The 17,127-nt window shown below is 35.4% G+C and carries 25 protein-coding genes and 3 pseudogenes; 19 read left to right on the top strand and 9 right to left on the bottom strand.

Features of this window, described 5'->3' with window-relative positions:
• Nucleotides 1-8 precede the first annotated feature (8 nt).
• On the bottom strand, nucleotides 9-134 hold the full coding sequence (locus M44_RS28905) for a hypothetical protein (protein WP_010172803.1): 126 nt from the start codon (nucleotides 132-134) through the stop codon (nucleotides 9-11).
• A 136-nt stretch (nucleotides 135-270) separates the two neighbouring features.
• On the opposite strand from M44_RS28905, the gene M44_RS08935 reads away from it, so the two are divergent.
• The 6 genes and pseudogenes from M44_RS08935 (at nucleotide 271) to M44_RS08910 (ending at nucleotide 5,370) form a co-directional block, all read left to right on the top strand.
• Nucleotides 271-648 (top strand): CidA/LrgA family protein, encoded by a 378-nt coding sequence (locus M44_RS08935; RefSeq protein ID WP_237705246.1) that lies wholly within the window; start codon nucleotides 271-273, stop codon nucleotides 646-648.
• Nucleotides 641-1,318, top strand: a complete 678-nt coding sequence (locus M44_RS08930) for an LrgB family protein (RefSeq protein WP_010172799.1) — start codon at nucleotides 641-643, stop codon at nucleotides 1,316-1,318. The genes M44_RS08935 and M44_RS08930 overlap by 8 nt, the downstream gene beginning before the upstream one ends.
• Nucleotides 1,319-1,346: 28 nt before the next feature.
• On the top strand, nucleotides 1,347-2,087 hold the full coding sequence (gene map / locus M44_RS08925; protein ID WP_010172797.1) for a type I methionyl aminopeptidase: 741 nt from the start codon (nucleotides 1,347-1,349) through the stop codon (nucleotides 2,085-2,087).
• Between the two features lie 765 nt (nucleotides 2,088-2,852).
• Nucleotides 2,853-4,441, top strand: a pseudogene (locus M44_RS21790) (glycine betaine uptake BCCT transporter).
• A gap of 71 nt (nucleotides 4,442-4,512) precedes the next feature.
• Nucleotides 4,513-4,650: a YjcZ family sporulation protein gene (locus M44_RS26150; RefSeq protein WP_010172794.1), complete on the top strand. Its 138-nt coding sequence runs from the start codon at nucleotides 4,513-4,515 to the stop codon at nucleotides 4,648-4,650.
• A gap of 120 nt (nucleotides 4,651-4,770) precedes the next feature.
• Entirely contained in the window at nucleotides 4,771-5,370 is a 600-nt protein-coding gene (locus M44_RS08910; RefSeq protein WP_010172793.1) for a lytic transglycosylase domain-containing protein, read from the top strand.
• A gap of 30 nt (nucleotides 5,371-5,400) precedes the next feature.
• Here M44_RS08910 and M44_RS08905 read toward each other — a convergent pair whose 3' ends face one another.
• A complete protein-coding gene (locus M44_RS08905) occupies nucleotides 5,401-5,658 on the bottom strand; it encodes a GlsB/YeaQ/YmgE family stress response membrane protein (RefSeq protein ID WP_010172792.1) in 258 nt (85 codons plus the stop codon).
• 169 nt (nucleotides 5,659-5,827) lie between these two features.
• Between M44_RS08905 and M44_RS26925 the strand changes: the two genes are divergently transcribed.
• From M44_RS26925 to M44_RS28105, 5 genes are all read left to right on the top strand, one after another.
• On the top strand, nucleotides 5,828-5,974 hold the full coding sequence (locus M44_RS26925) for a hypothetical protein (protein WP_010172791.1): 147 nt from the start codon (nucleotides 5,828-5,830) through the stop codon (nucleotides 5,972-5,974).
• A 205-nt stretch (nucleotides 5,975-6,179) separates the two neighbouring features.
• Nucleotides 6,180-6,818, top strand: a complete 639-nt coding sequence (locus M44_RS28115; RefSeq protein WP_029326811.1) for an AAA domain-containing protein — start codon at nucleotides 6,180-6,182, stop codon at nucleotides 6,816-6,818.
• Nucleotides 6,819-6,845: 27 nt separating this feature from the next.
• Nucleotides 6,846-7,574 carry an AAA domain-containing protein gene (locus M44_RS28900; RefSeq protein WP_029326810.1) on the top strand — a complete coding sequence of 243 codons (729 nt, stop codon included), beginning with the start codon at nucleotides 6,846-6,848 and terminating at the stop codon, nucleotides 7,572-7,574.
• The gene (locus tag M44_RS28895; RefSeq protein ID WP_029326809.1) at nucleotides 7,555-8,166 is read left to right on the top strand and encodes an AAA domain-containing protein; all 612 of its coding nucleotides are present in this window, start codon (nucleotides 7,555-7,557) and stop codon (nucleotides 8,164-8,166) included. The genes M44_RS28900 and M44_RS28895 overlap by 20 nt, the downstream gene beginning before the upstream one ends.
• A complete protein-coding gene (locus tag M44_RS28105) occupies nucleotides 8,166-8,411 on the top strand; it encodes a phospholipase D-like domain-containing protein (RefSeq protein WP_010172790.1) in 246 nt (81 codons plus the stop codon). The genes M44_RS28895 and M44_RS28105 overlap by 1 nt, the downstream gene beginning before the upstream one ends.
• Before the next feature lie 60 nt (nucleotides 8,412-8,471).
• Here the strand turns inward: M44_RS28105 and M44_RS21780 are convergent, their stop codons facing one another.
• On the bottom strand, nucleotides 8,472-8,858 hold the full coding sequence (locus M44_RS21780) for a hypothetical protein (protein ID WP_010172789.1): 387 nt from the start codon (nucleotides 8,856-8,858) through the stop codon (nucleotides 8,472-8,474).
• Between the two features lie 142 nt (nucleotides 8,859-9,000).
• Between M44_RS21780 and M44_RS08870 the strand changes: the two genes are divergently transcribed.
• On the top strand, nucleotides 9,001-9,621 hold the full coding sequence (locus M44_RS08870; RefSeq protein WP_010172788.1) for a hypothetical protein: 621 nt from the start codon (nucleotides 9,001-9,003) through the stop codon (nucleotides 9,619-9,621).
• 345 nt (nucleotides 9,622-9,966) lie between these two features.
• Here M44_RS08870 and M44_RS08865 read toward each other — a convergent pair whose 3' ends face one another.
• Nucleotides 9,967-10,107, bottom strand: a complete 141-nt coding sequence (locus tag M44_RS08865) for a small acid-soluble spore protein P (protein WP_272941187.1) — start codon at nucleotides 10,105-10,107, stop codon at nucleotides 9,967-9,969.
• Between the two features lie 111 nt (nucleotides 10,108-10,218).
• Between M44_RS08865 and M44_RS08860 the strand changes: the two genes are divergently transcribed.
• Nucleotides 10,219-10,473, top strand: a complete 255-nt coding sequence (locus M44_RS08860) for a hypothetical protein (RefSeq protein ID WP_010172786.1) — start codon at nucleotides 10,219-10,221, stop codon at nucleotides 10,471-10,473.
• Between the two features lie 32 nt (nucleotides 10,474-10,505).
• On the opposite strand, the gene sspO is transcribed toward M44_RS08860, so the two are convergent.
• Nucleotides 10,506-10,673 (bottom strand): small acid-soluble spore protein O, encoded by a 168-nt coding sequence (sspO, locus tag M44_RS08855; protein WP_010172785.1) that lies wholly within the window; start codon nucleotides 10,671-10,673, stop codon nucleotides 10,506-10,508.
• Between the two features lie 297 nt (nucleotides 10,674-10,970).
• On the opposite strand from sspO, the pseudogene acnA reads away from it, so the two are divergent.
• The 5 genes and pseudogenes from acnA (at nucleotide 10,971) to tlp (ending at nucleotide 15,076) form a co-directional block, all read left to right on the top strand.
• Nucleotides 10,971-13,686 (top strand): annotated as a pseudogene (acnA, locus tag M44_RS21775) (aconitate hydratase AcnA).
• 126 nt (nucleotides 13,687-13,812) lie between these two features.
• Nucleotides 13,813-14,364, top strand: coding sequence for a TlpA family protein disulfide reductase (locus tag M44_RS08845; protein ID WP_010172784.1), 552 nt, complete (start codon nucleotides 13,813-13,815; stop codon nucleotides 14,362-14,364).
• Between the two features lie 96 nt (nucleotides 14,365-14,460).
• Nucleotides 14,461-14,592 carry an FbpB family small basic protein gene (locus M44_RS26145; RefSeq protein WP_010172782.1) on the top strand — a complete coding sequence of 44 codons (132 nt, stop codon included), beginning with the start codon at nucleotides 14,461-14,463 and terminating at the stop codon, nucleotides 14,590-14,592.
• Nucleotides 14,593-14,672: 80 nt separating this feature from the next.
• Nucleotides 14,673-14,816, top strand: coding sequence for an acid-soluble spore protein N (locus M44_RS08835; protein ID WP_010172780.1), 144 nt, complete (start codon nucleotides 14,673-14,675; stop codon nucleotides 14,814-14,816).
• A gap of 26 nt (nucleotides 14,817-14,842) precedes the next feature.
• Entirely contained in the window at nucleotides 14,843-15,076 is a 234-nt protein-coding gene (gene tlp, locus M44_RS08830) for a small acid-soluble spore protein Tlp (protein WP_010172778.1), read from the top strand.
• Nucleotides 15,077-15,120: 44 nt separating this feature from the next.
• Here tlp and M44_RS28890 read toward each other — a convergent pair.
• The 3 genes and pseudogenes from M44_RS28890 to M44_RS26920 all read right to left on the bottom strand — a co-directional run.
• A pseudogene (locus M44_RS28890) lies at nucleotides 15,121-15,561 on the bottom strand (CapA family protein); the annotation flags it as partial.
• A 38-nt stretch (nucleotides 15,562-15,599) separates the two neighbouring features.
• On the bottom strand, nucleotides 15,600-15,980 hold the full coding sequence (locus M44_RS28885; RefSeq protein WP_081447474.1) for a CapA family protein: 381 nt from the start codon (nucleotides 15,978-15,980) through the stop codon (nucleotides 15,600-15,602).
• Nucleotides 15,981-15,997: 17 nt separating this feature from the next.
• Nucleotides 15,998-16,141: a hypothetical protein gene (locus M44_RS26920; RefSeq protein ID WP_155814933.1), complete on the bottom strand. Its 144-nt coding sequence runs from the start codon at nucleotides 16,139-16,141 to the stop codon at nucleotides 15,998-16,000.
• Between the two features lie 173 nt (nucleotides 16,142-16,314).
• On the opposite strand from M44_RS26920, the gene M44_RS08815 reads away from it, so the two are divergent.
• Nucleotides 16,315-16,731, top strand: a complete 417-nt coding sequence (locus M44_RS08815; protein WP_010172776.1) for an acyl-CoA thioesterase — start codon at nucleotides 16,315-16,317, stop codon at nucleotides 16,729-16,731.
• A gap of 71 nt (nucleotides 16,732-16,802) precedes the next feature.
• Here M44_RS08815 and M44_RS08810 read toward each other — a convergent pair whose 3' ends face one another.
• Nucleotides 16,803-17,093, bottom strand: coding sequence for a HesB/YadR/YfhF family protein (locus tag M44_RS08810; RefSeq protein WP_010172774.1), 291 nt, complete (start codon nucleotides 17,091-17,093; stop codon nucleotides 16,803-16,805).
• Nucleotides 17,094-17,127 lie beyond the last annotated feature (34 nt).

Below are 17,127 nucleotides of genomic sequence, written 5' to 3'. Positions count from 1 at the left end.
ACCACTTTTTAAGAGGATTTACTATTTTGATCTTTGTTTCGTTTATTTCCTTTACTATTATCTCCGCTAATAGGGTTTTGTGTTCCTTCAGGAGAATTTTGATTTTTACTACCTTTGTTATATTTTTTAGTCAATAGTTGAACCTCCATTTCAATAAAAGAATAAAGTTAGTATAAACAGCGTTAAAAGAAATATACTCATTCTACTTCTCAATTAATATACATTCTGATAAACTGTTTTTTATGTATTTTACAAACGATGGAGATAAGAATGATGAAGAAAATCTTATTAGTTCTTATTCAGCTTCTCATTTTATGTTTTATTTTTGAAATGGGGACTTGGATTACGTATAGCTATCATTTACCTATTCCTGGTAATGTTGTAGGTCTTGTTATTTTATTCATGTTATTATGGTCAGGGATCGTAAAATTACATTGGATTGAAGAGGCAAGCCGATTATTGTTAAAGCATATGGCTTTCTTTTTTGTACCCATATCTGTTGGATTGATAACGCTCGGACATATCATTCAATCTAAAGGAGTTATCTTATTCTTGATCATTACAATCAGTACAATCATGGGGTTAGTCGTAACAGGAATCACCTCACAAAAAATGATTGTTAAGAAGGATTTGAAAACCAATGAATAGTTATGTCATGACGATTGTCCTTATGATTGTAACGATAATGTCTTATGCCCTAAGTCTCGAAATAGCGAAGAAATTTCGTTATTCATTTACTACTCCGCTATTTGTTGCTACTTTGATTATTATAGGTATATTTCTATTATTTAATATATCGTATCAAGATTACATGATAGCAAGTGACATTATTACCTATTTATTAGGTCCAGCTACAGTTGCAATCGCTGTTCCTATTTATAAAAATCGCCAGCTTTTTTCAAAGTACTTTATTTCTGCATTTGTTGGAATTGGAATTGGTAGCATAGTGACGATTGGAAGTGCTGTTATTTTTGCAAAAGTAATTGGTTTAGATCAGTCTATTGAATTATCATTAACATTAAAATCTATGACAACTCCTGTTGCAGTTGAAGTAGCTAAAATTATTGGTGCCAATATACCATTATCAGCTGCCTTTGTAGTGGTGACAGGAATTATTGGAGCAATGTTTGGTCCTTGGATCATGACAATAGCCAAAATTAGTCATCCTATTTCAAGGGGACTTGCATTAGGGGTTATTTCCCATGGGATAGGTACGTCAGAAGCAATTAAAGAAGGTGAGGTAGAAGGAGCTGTAGCCGGAAGTGCAATGGGAGTTACAGCTTTAATCCTTGCCATAGCAATCCCTTTAATTTTATAAAAAATATGTTAAGAAACTAGGTGAAATAATGATTATTAAAACAGACGAAGAATTGGTCGCTTTAAAAGAAATTGGTAAAATCGTCGCTAGCATTCGTGATGAAATGAGAAGAGCAACAAAACCCGGTATAACAACTAGGGAGTTAGATGAAATAGGAAGAGATTTATTTGAAAAATTTGAAGCTATATCTGGACCTAAATCAGAATATGATTTTCCTGGGTATACTTGTATATCCGTTAATGAAGAGGTCGCACATGGTATCCCAGGTAATCGAGTGATTAAAGATGGAGATTTGGTGAATATAGATGTTTCTGGTTCAAAGAATGGATACTTTGCAGATACTGGTATTTCTTTTGTTGTAGGTGACTCTCCTGAACTGACGGGATTATGTGATGCCGCAGAAGTTGTTTTTAAAGAAGCGATTAAAAAGGCTAAAGCAGGCTCCAAGCAAAATAGAATTGGAAAAACAGTGGAATCGACAGCGAATCGATTAGGGTATCGAGTTATATTAAATTTAACGGGTCATGGAATAGGGAGAGCCCTTCATGAGTCACCTGATCATATCTTAAACTATTTTGACCCACGTGATACGAACCTTTTAAGAGAAGGGATGGTTTTGGCTGTAGAACCATTTGTATCAACGAAAGCAGAAGAGATTGTGAAAGGAAACGATGAGTGGACCTTAATAACTGAAGACAATAGCTTTGTTGCTCAAGTTGAGCATACTATTGTCGTTACGAAGGGTGAACCAATCATTCTAACTAAATAATAATGGTTTTGAGGGGATATCCTAATTACATCTTAGGAATATCCTCTCTTTTTATATTAGATTGAGGAAAAACTTAAGAATAATACATTACTATCTGGTGTTGGGCATAAAAAAATTAGTTCTTCTCTTGACTTTAATGTTGTGGGAGCCTATCCATTAGGTCAGGATTGGGATTTAAGAAGGCCCAATAATTATTGTGTTGAAATAATACAACAGATTGATAGGGTTTGCTTACCGGAGCAGGATCCAGTTTTTGGTGATGAAGGTCTAATTCACGAAAAATGGTGGGGGCTTATGGGTGTGAAAAAAGTTCAATAACTTGAGGATAATAGTAATGAATTGTGGCCGCAATTAGCGGTCACTTTTGAATTGTATAGGAGATACTCATTTGACATTCAAATGATATGAATAACTAGTATGGATTTAGGGTTAAATATAGAGTAGCCTTTGTTTATTTGTATCAATTAATAGAGAGCAAACTTCGATTCAATCAAAAAAATAAATTTTTTTGGCAACATTTTTATTAATTTTTGGAGAATATATAAAGCAGAGGAAAACACAACTACAACAAGGAAGAAAACGGTTACCAATCCTAGAAGTTTACATAATAAATTGTCTTTCATCCTCTCATATAATTGATGTTCATTCCTTCTTTTTCCTTGATTAGGTTGTTTTAAATTGTTATGGTTAACAAGGTAGTTTTCTGAACGGAGAAATATATAACATGAGTTAAGGGTATGTACATAGAAGAAAGGGTGTTATTTTTTGAAGAAAATTTCAAGTGTATTTTGGATTACGCTAGCTTTAGTAGCTATAGCGGTTATATTTGGTGTTGCAGCACCAGAAAACTTTAAAATCATTACGGAAGAAGTACAATCTTGGATTACAAACACGTTTGGATGGTACTATTTAATTGTCGTTTCTGTCTTTGTTATCTTTTGTATTTTCTTAATTGCAAGTCCAATAGGAAGTATTCGATTAGGAAAGCCTGAGGATCGACCAGAGTTTTCTACTTCTACCTGGTTTGCCATGTTGTTTAGTGCGGGCATGGGGATTGGTTTAGTATTCTGGGGAGCAGCAGAACCTATGTATCACTTTATGTCTCCCCAATTGTTGAGCCTGGAACGAATCAAGCCTTTAAGGATGCAATGAGGTACACTTACTTCCACTGGGGTATTCATGCATGGTCAATTTATGCCGTTGTTGCTCTGGCACTTGCCTACTTTAAATTTAGAAAAGGAACACCAGGGTTAATTTCAGCTACATTAGAGCCCATCCTAGGGGATAAAGTAAAGGGACCACTCGGTACTATCATTGATGTTTTAGCCGTTTTTGCTACAGTCGTCGGTGTAGCAACAACTCTAGGATTCGGTGCTACACAAATTAACGGTGGACTTTCTTATTTATTCGGAATTGAAGTGAACTTTACTGTTCAATTAATTATTATTGCCATTGTAACTGTGCTCTTTATGATTTCAGCTTGGAGTGGGTTAGGAAAAGGAATTAAGATTTTAAGTAATACCAATATGGTTTTAGCCATTGCATTATTCATTTTAATGTTTATTCTAGGACCTACTTTATTAATTCTCAACATATTTACAGATACTTTAGGAATGTACATTCAACGTATCATTCAAATGAGTTTTACTATCGCACCACTTAACCCAGAGCATCGCTCTTGGATCAATGGCTGGACGATTTTCTACTGGGCATGGTGGATCTCATGGTCACCATTTGTAGGAATTTTTATTGCTCGTGTTTCGAAAGGAAGAACGATTAGAGAATTTTTGATAGGTGTTCTTTTAATGCCTGCTATTGTGAGTTTCCTTTGGTTTAGTGTTTTTGGTACGTCGGCCATTAATGTACAGACATCAGGAGCTATTGATTTAATGTCTTTAGGTACAGAACAAATGTTGTTTGCTGTTTTTAGTGAATATAACTTCTCCATTATTTTAACTGTTGTAGCGATTATATTAATTAGTACGTTCTTTATTACATCAGCTGATTCAGCGACATTTGTATTAGGAATGCAAACAACTTATGGATCGTTAACACCGCCATCTAGAGTAAAATTAACTTGGGGTGTTGCTCAATCTACGGTTGCAGTCATTCTTCTTTACAGTGGTGGATTGCAAGGATTACAGAATGCTTTGATTATCGCAGCATTTCCTTTCTCCATTATCATGCTATTGATGGTATTGTCGCTTTATAAATCATTAACGAAAGAACAAAAAGAGCTAGGACTAATGATTTTACCTAAACCTAGAAAGAAACCAAGAAAAAAAGCTAGAGAAAAAATAATCTTAAAAACGTCCGTGGTAACGGACGTTTTTTCTTATTTCTATAGAGAATAGGCATTTGTTGTGTCGGAATGTTCATATCTGCATATTGTAACTAGTGAACAACCTAATGGAGGTGAATGTTCATGGCATACGGATTCGGAGGATGCGGATACGGTTATGGCGGCGGCTATAACTACGGCGGAGGATACGGAAGCACTTTCGTATTAATCGTTGTATTATTCATTCTATTAATCATCGTAGGTGCAGCTTACGTATATTAATGAGAAGAAGAGGAGTAGATTTTTCTGCTCCTCTTTTAAATGAAATGTAATACAATTGTAATTGTTATCGGGATCATACGAGCTTACAATAAAGAAAAACAACAGTAGGGGAATACACAATTGAGTACTAGTAAGAATAAGAAGAGTAAAAGTAAATCCTTTTCCATTACAACGATCTTAGCACTACCTTTTATACTGCTAGGAGTATATTTTGTTCTAGACGAAAATGTAACAGACACTATGCGGCTAGCCCAATCAGAATATGTTCCAGATGAATATATCCCAATTTACCAACAAGCAGAGGAAATGTACGGAGTGCCTTGGGAGTTACTCGCTGCACATCATCGTGTAGAAACCAGATTTTCAACAATGTCATCAATGGTCTCTCCAGTAGGAGCGGTTGGGCACTTACAATTTATGCCTTGTACATTTGTTGGTTGGACACACCCGACCTGCGGTGGACTGGGAGAGGGCAGTATCTCTTCTGAAGAGCTAACGGATTTGAAAACGATTGAGAAATATGGTGGATACGGAGTAGATGGAAATGGTGATGGCTATGCTGATCCGTGGAACTTAGAAGATGCAGTGTTCAGTGCTGCCAATTATTTAGCAAACAACGGAGCCGATAGTGGAAAAATAGAGGAAGCGATTTTTGCTTATAACCATAGTCATGAATATGTAGATGAAGTAATGTATTATATGAATTTATACACAAATTAATATAGACCCTATAAAGGGCCTATATCTGTATTATGCAGTTCGTTTATTCATACTCTTCATGATTAGACTTAATAAGAATACGAAAATGATCGCTCCAATTAATGCAGGAACTATTGCCATATCTGCGATCGATGGGCCAAAGTCTCCAAATATCATTCCGCCTAACCAGGCACCAACAATACCCGCTATAATGTTTCCGATAATTCCACCTGGTACATTTTTACCTAGAATTAGGCCTGCAAACCATCCAATTAATCCACCTACGATTAGATACAAAATAAATTCCATGTTATTTCCTCCTTTTAATGTCAATTATTAATGTGCTTCTAGTATATACATTATCCCTTTTACTAGATTCATAAACCATTGAAGGAATTATTTTGTACTGGTAATTGAAGTTAAATTTATAAAGGGTTATAATAAAAAATAACAATCCGAATTGAGGGAGAATGTGTCTATGGTTCAAACCAAAACAAATAGTATTCCAAAGATTGTTGAAAAGCTTAAGAATATAGGTGTTAAAGTTGAATTAAGCATACCTCGTAGTAAGCTTAGTGAATATTTACATACTAAACCATATCAAAATCAATCTCATTTGTATTAAGATAATTTAATCTTATAGGTATAACTCGATCATAACTGATTGAGTTATTTTATTTTAGGGGTCTGTTGAACAGCACCGTTTAATTCTGTATAATGTCTTCGCTTTTCGTGGGGTGAGGATTGAAGGAAATATATTTAAATTCATCTGCAAGCGTGCGGGGTCATCACCATCTCTTTAACAAAGCTTATTCCAAAAGGCGGTTACTATGTTATCATCAAAGAAATATATCAGCATATGGCAAAAATCAATAGCTATTGAAATATCTCAATTAAAAAAATTCGGCAGTAACCAATATGTCTTACTTAATGGGAGATTGTATGCTTCCAACGAAGATGGTTACACTTATTATTTTGATACATTGTACTCACTATTTATTCCTATAGGGTCTTCTGTTAAAGTGCATTGGGGTCATAATGAAATGGATGGAAGGGTACTTTCTTCTGAAGGAACCAGTTTGATCCTTATTGTGGATGATTTTATTGGAGATTCCGTAAGTGAGGCGAAATTACAGCATGCTCCTTGGGAGCTATTAGAACAATTATCAGAAAGACTTGAAGATATTAAAGAAGTAAAGAAAAAACGGTTAAGAATTAAACATCTAATGAATCCAGATTTCCCCCAAACGCACCCTACTAACTTTACTTCCACTATTCATGAATTAGTTTTGAGATCCAAATATAACCCTATCACATTTGTGTGGGGGCCTCCAGGTACCGGGAAAACTTATACATTAGCAAGAACAGCAGCAAATCATTATTTTAAAGGCAAATCTGTATTGGTTCTTTCACATAGTAATCAGGCAGTAGATGTGCTAATGGCAGAGATAAGTGGATTTGTTCGGTGAAAGAAAAGATGGAAGTCTGGAGATATATTGCGATACGGAAATAAAGTAAGCGAAGATGTAAGTAAGCAAGAGGAGTTAAGTACTCATCAGTATTTAAGAAATAAATTTCCTTCTGACTTGATGAAAAAAGAGCAATTACTTTCTGAGAGAATAGGGTTAAAAAAAGATTTGCAAAACTCCTTTTCCCACAAGGATATGAGTCAATTGCTTGAGATTGAAAAACAAATTACCACTTTGTTAGAGAAAATTAAAAGAAAAGAATTAGAGGCGATCTCTGAAGCCAAAATAGTTGGTGTTACGATTGCGAAGGCAACTACAGATTCCAGTATTTATGATAGAGAGTACGACATTGTGATTGTAGATGAATCTAGTATGGCTTATATTCCACAAATCGCTTTTGGAGTTACATTAGGAAGACGATCCATCATTAGCGGCGACTTTAAGCAACTTCCTCCAATTGCGGCTTCTAGACACGAATTAGTTAATGAATGGTTAAAAGATGATATTTATCATAAAACTGGAGTCACTTTTGTTGAAAATGGTCAGCTTCATCCTCATCTCTTGTTACTAAACGAACAAAGAAGGATGCACCCTGATATTTCTAGCTTCACTAATCAATTTATTTATGGAAATAGAGTGAAAGATCATAAAAGCGTGGTAAGCAATCGAAATGAATTAGTGACGATTGCTCCTTTTCCAAATAGAGCTTCTATCATGATTAATACGACCAATGCTTATGACTTTACTTTTTATTGATAAAGCTAGTAAATCAAAAATCAATCTTTGGAATTTACTTCACAGTCTACAATTATTAATTGAAGCGAATGAGGCCGGACATCGCTCAATTGGATATATTTCACCATACCGTGCCCAAGCTTATTATATGGACCTTTTATTAAATGAATTTTTCAGAAATGAAAAACAAAATGGTGAAATGATGTCTGCAACGGTTCACAGGTTTCAAGGCAGTGAGCGGGATGTCATTATTTTTGATTCTGTGGATAGTTATCCAAATAAACGACCTGGAATCTTACTAACAGGAAACGAAAGTGAACGATTATTGAATGTTGCAATGACTAGAGCGCGAGCCAAGTTTATTCATGTAACAGATTACAATTTCTTTAAGAAGGTGAATGTTAGGGGGATTTATCAAAATTTATTAGATCATCAACTCTTTCATCATCAACAAGTAGATCCTTCTGAAATTGGTAGATGGATCCATTCTCAAAAACCAAATTTACAATGGATGCATGCAAAAAAGATGACTTTAGTACAACAGGATATCCAGCAAGCTAAACACAACATTACGGTTGCATTACCTTCAAAACGATTTATAGTACAGATTTAATGGCTAACTTAACATTACGAAATGTTCCTTTAGAATTATTCTCTAAAACGAATATAGAATGGTTACGTTCTAATCATTTTTTGGAAAAAGACGTCTCTTTTCCTTTTATACTAATTGATCAAACTATTTTATGGCTGGGAATCCCCATTGAAGCAAAAACTAGAAATTCTCCTCCATTTGTCGCCATTCGATTAGTATCTCCTGGCATTTCAAACATGTTATATAAGCAGTTTAAAGATGCATAAAAAATTTACACAAAAAGAGAATGTTGTTGAAAGTCTCTACTTAAAGAGAGTTTTTCTGCATCATTCTCCTTGAATTCTAATGATCGACTGGTTCACGTTTGATTTAATTGCTTCTTTATTAATAGAAATTTCAAACCAGTGCCTATACTTAATTGCTTCCACCTGATGAAACTTTAAGTCAAACGGGAAAGGAACTTTTCTGAGTCTATGCGTTCCTTCCCCTTGAATCATAAGTTGTATAGCTAGTAATTTACCTTCTTTTGTGATTTCTATTTCATCAATATCTAGATTTTCAGTTAGGACTTCAATAATATATTTATCTGTAGTATCATATAAATCGATTCGAAATAACTGTTCATCTAGATAATTAGTGAATGGATCTAGTAATAAACCTTTTAACACACTCTCCCATCGACCTAAATGATTTTGATCTTCAGGAACATTCATATTAGGTGACCCCCTTGAAATTCTAATGTTAGTGTATGACGAACGTAAAGATTCGTGAGGGTGTTAATGTACTTTATGATTTAAGTCTAAATGATAGAATATGTCCATATCGGATTAAACTAAATGTAATGTGGTGAAAACAATGTATTATTCAATATGGGGATGGATTGTTCCTCTCTTGCAAATACTGTTTGTGGTGGGGGTTGTCATTATTTTTAGCCCACTACTCATTCGGCTTAGAGTGAAAACGAATCGAGTCATAAATATGGTGGTTATTGGCTTTTTGTTGATTTTCTTATTAACCTTAACCAATCAATTTATATCTCGATTTATCGGTACCATTTCAGAGGATCAAATAATTGTTACGGATAGAGGAAACGTTATTGAAGGGAGCGGGACATACATAATTCAAGACCCGTTTATTAAAACATCTTTAGATTACCTTACGGACTTCTCAATAGAAGAGAAGTATGTACAGCCGATAATCGAAAATGGAATATCTGATTTATTAGAGACAGATTATACCATTAGAGGTCAACTTACTCCAAGTCAGATCTTTCTACTATCCAATGAATATGGGGATTCTATGATTGAAAATTATTTTTACCTTGAACAAACAATTGAATTGGAACTCGAAAAAAAATTGTCAGAGGTTTCTAAAGAAGATATAACAGAGGAATTTGTCGAGGAAACATTCACAAGACAAATTAATGAATTAAACCACATTCTAGGGAGAAATATAATATCTCTAACTATAGAATGACAAAGAGGCTCACTTAAGAATTTGGTTTTCTCCAATTTTTAAGGGGCTTCTTTTTGTGAAGCTGACAGAAAAGGTCGTTAAATGACGATTCTTTTATGTCGCCTATTTTCTTTTTAATATAGTAGAATTTTCACATCTGTTCATTATAATTAGGTTGATTCTCGCCGCAGGTGCGAGAATCCAAAGGGAAATAGAGGAAAAGGTGAGACCCCACAGGGCTTGCCCAAGGGCTCTGAATAGTGAGGAGGCTCACCTCCGCCCCTTAGAAAGCCAGTACCTTTAGCGGAAATCAGCCGAGCTAAATTAATTTTGATCATTTGTTGAGAAAAGAAGAGTTATTTTCTTTTACATATCATGATGGGAATTATGCTTTTGTCTTGAATGTCGTGCATTTTTTGCTTTATGTGACCCACTTAACGGGGCAGGTTGTCCAGGGTTATCACCCTTTGGTGCATTTTTTCGCATATCTTTGCTGTCATTTTTTATTCATCATCATCCCTCCTAAGTGTAGTATGGTCGTTTGAACCCTAGTTCATTCTGTATAAAAAACTGCAGGATGGAAACACTAGAGGTACGAACTTTTAAGGGGTGACATCAATGCCATATCATAAAGATAAACAACAAGCTTTTCAAAGCGCTCAACAAGGGTATACAGAAGCGGTTAACGCTCATAATGAATTAGTGATAGATGCGAGTAATTACGGCCACCAACTTTCTCACTTACAAAATGAAGTGTTGGAGGCATACCAGCAAATCGAAAATGCTCTTGAGGTGGCATCTGAACATCAACGAGCTCAACTAGAAAGGTTTCAACACGATCTTGGGCAAATCATGTCTCAAATGAATGAGTAATTAGTAAAGATAAACGGTAAGTTGGCCAACGCCTAACTTACCGTTTTTATTATTGTATTTTTTTTCTTTTTCTTGTTATTTTGCCTCTGTGCTGCTGAAAGGGGTTCATTTGAAAACTCCTCATTGTATCCTGCACCTGTTCCTTGTGCGGAAGCCGCATTCATTCCTTCAATAAGGTGGTTTGCTTTATTCTTTGCCATATATTATCACCTCCCATAAGTATCATCTGTCATAATGACAAATTTTATATGGTTAAATAATTTATTCCTATAATATTTCTACAAATTATGATATCCGATATAGGGTATATCCAACGGACAAAAGCCTATGTATACATTATTTAGATGCAATCTAAGAAATAACATAAGAAAAACTTATACTAAACGATAACATTATTGTTATTTACTTATAAATATAGTTGTATTAAGATGGAAGAGTGAGAAAAGTAGAAGATTCTAACTTTTCAGGGAAATTTGTAAGAATAAGGGGGAACTATTATGGCAAATGTAAAAGATATTTACAATGCTAAAGCTTCATTTGAACAGAATGGGAAACGCTATCATTACTATCGTCTAAAAGCATTAAAAGATGCAGGCGTAGCAGATGTGACTCGTTTACCTTATTCCATTAAAGTACTATTAGAATCAGTACTGAGACAATACGATGGGCATACGATTACAAAAGAACATGTTGAAAATCTAGCAAATTGGGGTTCTGAATCAGTAAAAGACGGAGAAGTACCGTTTAAACCTTCTCGTGTAATTTTACAAGACTTCACAGGTGTTCCAGCAGTGGTAGATTTAGCTTCATTACGAGATGCAATGAGCGCAGTAGGTGGAGACCCTCAAAAAAATTAATCCAGAAATTCCTGTCGACTTAGTTATCGACCATTCTGTACAAGTAGATAAATACGGTACGAATCAAGCATTAAACGCAAATATGGAGCTAGAATTTGAGCGAAATGCGGAGCGTTATCAATTTTTAAGCTGGGCACAAAAAGCATTCGATAATTATCGTGCTGTTCCACCAGCAACAGGAATTGTTCACCAAGTTAACTTAGAGTATTTAGCCAATGTAGTACATGCTATTGAGAATGCTGAAGGTGAGTACGAGACGTATCCAGATACATTAGTTGGGACAGATTCTCATACTACAATGATTAACGGTATCGGTGTACTTGGTTGGGGTGTTGGCGGAATTGAAGCTGAAGCAGGTATGTTAGGTCAACCTTCCTATTTCCCAATTCCAGAAGTAATTGGAGTTAAATTAATGGGTGCACTACCGAATGGTGCCACTGCAACAGATTTAGCTCTTAAAGTGACTCAAGTATTACGTCAAAAAGGAGTAGTTGGAAAGTTTGTCGAGTTCTTCGGTGCAGGCGTTACAACTCTACCTCTTGCAGATCGCGCTACTATTGCCAACATGGCACCTGAATATGGTGCAACATGCGGGTTCTTCCCAGTTGATACTGAGTCTTTAGACTATTTGCGATTAACTGGTAGAGAAGAAGAGCATATTGAAATTGTAAGTAAATACCTAAAAGAAAATGATATGTTCTTTACTGCGGATAATGAAGACCCTATTTATACGGACATAGTAGAAATTGATCTTTCAATAATTGAAGCAAACCTATCTGGCCCTAAACGCCCACAAGATTTAATACCACTATCTGATATGCAAAAGAACTTCTTAGATGCAATTGAAGCACCGGCTGGAAACCAAGGGTTTGGGTTAAAGAAAGAAGAGTTGGATAAAGAAGTAGTAGTTAAGTTTAATGATGGTCGTGAAGTGACAATGACAACCGGGTCTATTGCCATCGCCGCTATTACAAGTTGTACGAACACTTCTAATCCTTATGTAATGCTAGGAGCAGGATTAGTAGCCAAGAAAGCTGTTGAATTAGGTTTAAATGTACCTGACTTCGTTAAAACTTCTCTTGCACCTGGATCTAAGGTAGTTACCGGTTATTTAAGAGATTCAGGGTTACAAACTTATTTAGACCAACTAGGATTTAATATAGTTGGATACGGTTGTACTACATGTATAGGTAACTCTGGGCCACTAACAGATGAAATAGAAAAAGCCATTTTTGAAAACGACTTACTTGTAACATCTGTTCTTTCAGGTAACCGTAACTTTGAAGGACGTATCCATCCATTAGTACGCGGTAACTACTTAGCATCACCTCCTTTAGTAGTAGCCTACGCACTCGCTGGAACAGTCAATATTGACCTTCAGAATGATCCAATTGGAATTGGGAAAGATGGAAAAGAAGTGTATTTCAAAGATATATGGCCATCTTCAGAAGAAGTGAAACAGGCAGTTCAAAGCTCTGTAACACCAGAGCTATTCAGAAAAGAATATGAAAATGTATTCTCTGACAATGAAAAATGGAATGCAATTCAGACATCTAATGATGCATTGTACAAATTTAATGATGATTCAACCTATATTCAAAATCCAACATTCTTCCAAGGGTTATCAACGACGCCAGAAGATATTCAACCATTATCTGGGCTTCGTGTAGTAGGTAAATTTGGAGATTCGGTTACAACAGATCATATTTCTCCAGCGGGCGCGATAGGTAAAGATACTCCAGCTGGTAAATACCTGCGTTCTAAAGGAGTAGAACCACGTGATTTTAACTCTTATGGCTCTCGTCGTGGTAACCATGAGGTTATGATGCGCGGTACATTTGCAAATATACGTATTCGTAACCAAATTGCTCCTGGAACTGAAGGTGGATTTACGACTCATTGGCCAACAGAAGAAGTAATGGCTATATATGATGCTTGTATGAAATATAAAGAGGATCAAACTGGATTAGTTGTTTTAGCGGGGAAAGATTATGGAATGGGATCTTCTCGTGACTGGGCAGCAAAAGGTACAAACTTACTAGGAATTCAAACGGTAATTGCTGAAAGCTATGAGCGTATTCACCGTTCAAACCTAGTGATGATGGGTGTGTTACCTCTTCAATTTATAGAAGGAGAAAGCGCAGACACACTTGGATTATCTGGTCGTGAAACGATCTCTGTAGATATTCAAGAAGGCATTAAACCTAGAGATATTGTAACCGTTAAAGCAGTAGCAGAAGATGGTACTGTTACGGAATTTGAAGCATTAGCTCGGTTTGATAGTGATGTAGAAGTGGATTATTACCGACACGGTGGTATTCTACAGCTTGTTTTACGTAAAAAGCTACATGGATAATACTTAAATTATAGAAAGTAAGGAGTACACATGTACTTCTTGTCTTTTTTTTTGCAAGAAGAATGTGTGATATCTACTCTACATACAGATATACAGTAGAGGACAACATTCCTGAGGAGGTATTTAATGAAGAATATCATTATATCTGTCATGATTATTTTGAGTTTTAGTTACATCGTGTATCAACATCTGTTTGCGAATAAGGATATGTTAAACGTGTCAAATGCTACTGTTCATCAAGTAGAGATAGAAGAACCACATGATATTACTTCTTTAAAAGAACCCAAAATAGATACACCTAATTTCATCCTTGAGAATCTACAGGGAGACATTGTAGAATGGAACGACTATAGAGGAGAAAAAGTGTTACTTCATTTTTGGGCAACATGGTGCGAGCCTTGTGTAGACGAGCTACCTCTAATTCAACAGTACCATGAGAATCAAGATCATATAAGAGTAGTATCAATAAATGTTGATCCATACAATGATGTAAAATCATTTGCTGTTAATTACAAGCTAACGTTCCCAATATTGTTCGATTTAGGTCAGAATATAAGCAATATGTATGGAGTGTTTACAATTCCAACTTCCATTTTAGTTGATGAAGAAGGATTTATGCTTTCTCAACAACTTGGTCCTTACTCAAAAGAAGGATTAGAAGACTTAAAACAATACTAACGTTTTGTTACTTTGAAAAATGTGAAAATTCCATTATAACTGCTAGTTGTTTTGTCCATACTAATGGTGTAAACACTAGTAGAAAGAGGGATTTTTATGAGAAAGCCAAGAAAGAAATCGTTTGCTGATTTGGTTAATGAAAATAGACAAGCATTACTAAAAGACACAGACGCGTTGCTCCGAATAGAGGAAGAATTGATGAGCGCTACGAAATTAAACGTAACGTAAAGCAGGCAGAATAAACCACTCTAATATTGCTCATATTCCTCTCTCTCTTGGTGATACTGTATGTAGAGGGGGGATAAGTTATGAGTAATCCAAAAGGTAGCAGAAAACACTTTGTTCCTAACCATATGGGCACTCAATCACGAGGTTTTGGTGGGAATAAAGGGAAACAAATGCAAGATCAATCGGGACAGCATGCTCAAGTAATTCAAACAAAAGGTGAATAATTTATACATCTAAGGAGGAATAAAAGATGGCATGGGAAAAACCAAATCCAGATGATCGCAGTGATAATGTAGAAAAGTTACAAGGAATGGTATTCAACACGATACAAAACATGGAAAAAGCAGAAGAATCCATGGCTTATACGGATAGTGCTGAACAAAAAGCAGCAATTGAAGAAAAAAATGAACATAGAAGAGAGAGCATAGATGCATTCCGAAATGAAATAAAAGATGAATATGCACAATCTCACAAAGAAAAATAACCATAACAAAACAGGAAGAAGCCCAATGGCTATTTCCTGTTTTGTTATGGTGATCTATTCGCTAACCAATTTTCAAAATGAGGATGGTTTGCTTTTATTATTTTATTATCCTTAATTTCTAATGGAATAAATTGATGTGTAAGACCAATTCTTGGAGATATTTTAAGTTGTAAAATGGTACTTAAAGCCGATTCACCAGTCACGTAATCAGGAAATAAAAAATTTCCTAGTGAATAGGCAATAAACGTATCTTGATGATGTTCAAATCCTTGTAGAACGTGGGGGTGTGAACCAATGATGATATCTGCGCCTGCTGCTGATAACGCTTGTGCCGTTTGAATTTGCCATGGATTAGGCAAGGTCTGTTTTTCTGTGCCCCAATGCATATAAACTAGTATAAAGTCCACTTCTTTTCGGTAGCTCTTAACAATTGACTCCATTCGTTCAACATGATATCCACTTGCAATTCCTGGTTGATTCTCACTCGCATACCAAGAGACTGATGGTAAGACTTGCGAGAAGCCTAGAAATGCGAATTTTTTTCCTTTTTATTTGTTTTTTTAACAGCCATATACGCTTCCTTCTCACTTCTCCCCGCACCAATATAACGAAGCCCTGATTCTTCTAAATGGCTCATTGTGTCAAGTAAACCTTCTGTTCCAAAATCCATAGTGTGATTATTCGCTAGTGAAACCATGTCTACACCACTATTTTTAAGACCGGATAGTGAAATAGGATCAGATTTAAAGGTGTACTGCTTTTCTTCTTTCTCTAAAGAATTTGTAACAGCCGTTTCCAAGTTAATAAGTGTATAGTCGTCCTCCCTAAAGAAGGTAGCGACTTCTTCAAATGGATAACTAACTCCATGTTGATTAATGGCTTCCTTCACGGACCAATCCATCATCGTGTCACCTGCAAAACTTAACGTAATAACAGGAAACCTCGTTCGAAAGTTTGTGCTAGATCCCTTTGACTATGAGCATGTACAGTATGATGATCTTTTCCACAACCAGCTACCAAAACAACCGTAAAAAGTAAGCTAAATCCTAAAGATTTACATGGCATTTACACACCTCATTCTCATTCTTTATTCTCTTATTTGTATGAGAGGGCAGAAAATTTAGAACTATTAGTCATGTTATATTATACCAATTCATAAAATTTATGTCAAAATATACCAATTGATGAAATGTGATAAGATAGCAATAGTTAAACGTATAAAATGAAGGAGAGTCTACATGTATATTGCTGAAAGAACGATAGAAGTTAGATATGCTGAAACGGATCAAATGGGTGTGGTCTACCATGCAAATTATATAGTGTGGTTAGAACTAGGAAGAACAAAATTAATTGAGACCATTGGATTTCGATATGCGGATATGGAAAAAGTGGGGTTTGTTTCTCCGGTAGTGGATTTATCTATTTCATATAAACGGCCAATAACATATGGTCAAGTAGCCTTAATAAAAACGTGGGTAGAAGAATATAACGGTGTTCGAGTCGTGTATGGGTATGATATTTATAATGATGTAGGTGAACTTAGCGTGAAGGCATACAGTACCCATATTTGTGCGAAAAAAGAAGGATTCAAACCAGTCAAAATGGCAAAATATTTTCCAGAATGGGATGAAGCTTATAAAAGATTTCTAAAATAATAAGTAAGCTATTCGATAAAAATCATAAACAAATGGTTAGATAAATTATCTAACCATTTGTCATGTCGTGTTTATTTTTTATATTCATAATAGAGTTCATTTCGATCTTGATCAAATTCTACATATAAATCATGACCATCAAAATACCAAATATCTTTCTCCTCAATAAAATACGTTACATCGTTTTCTAGATGAGTAACCCCTGGGTCTTCAGGTGTATCTTTGGTCACTCCTAATGAAAAGCCTTCGTGAAGAGCGCTTGAACCACCATAGCGCGCAAAAAAACGAACAGTATCTCCGTTTTCGGCTTCCATTTCATGTTGAAACCAATGTGATGCTTCCTGACTAATATAAATATTCATCTATCCTCACTCCTATAATAGGCTAATTTTAGTA

The organism is Bacillus coahuilensis m4-4 (assembly GCF_000171615.1).
Taxonomy (GTDB): domain Bacteria; phylum Bacillota; class Bacilli; order Bacillales; family Bacillaceae_K; genus Bacillus_T; species Bacillus_T coahuilensis.
This window is presented reverse-complemented; position numbering and strand designations above follow the sequence as displayed.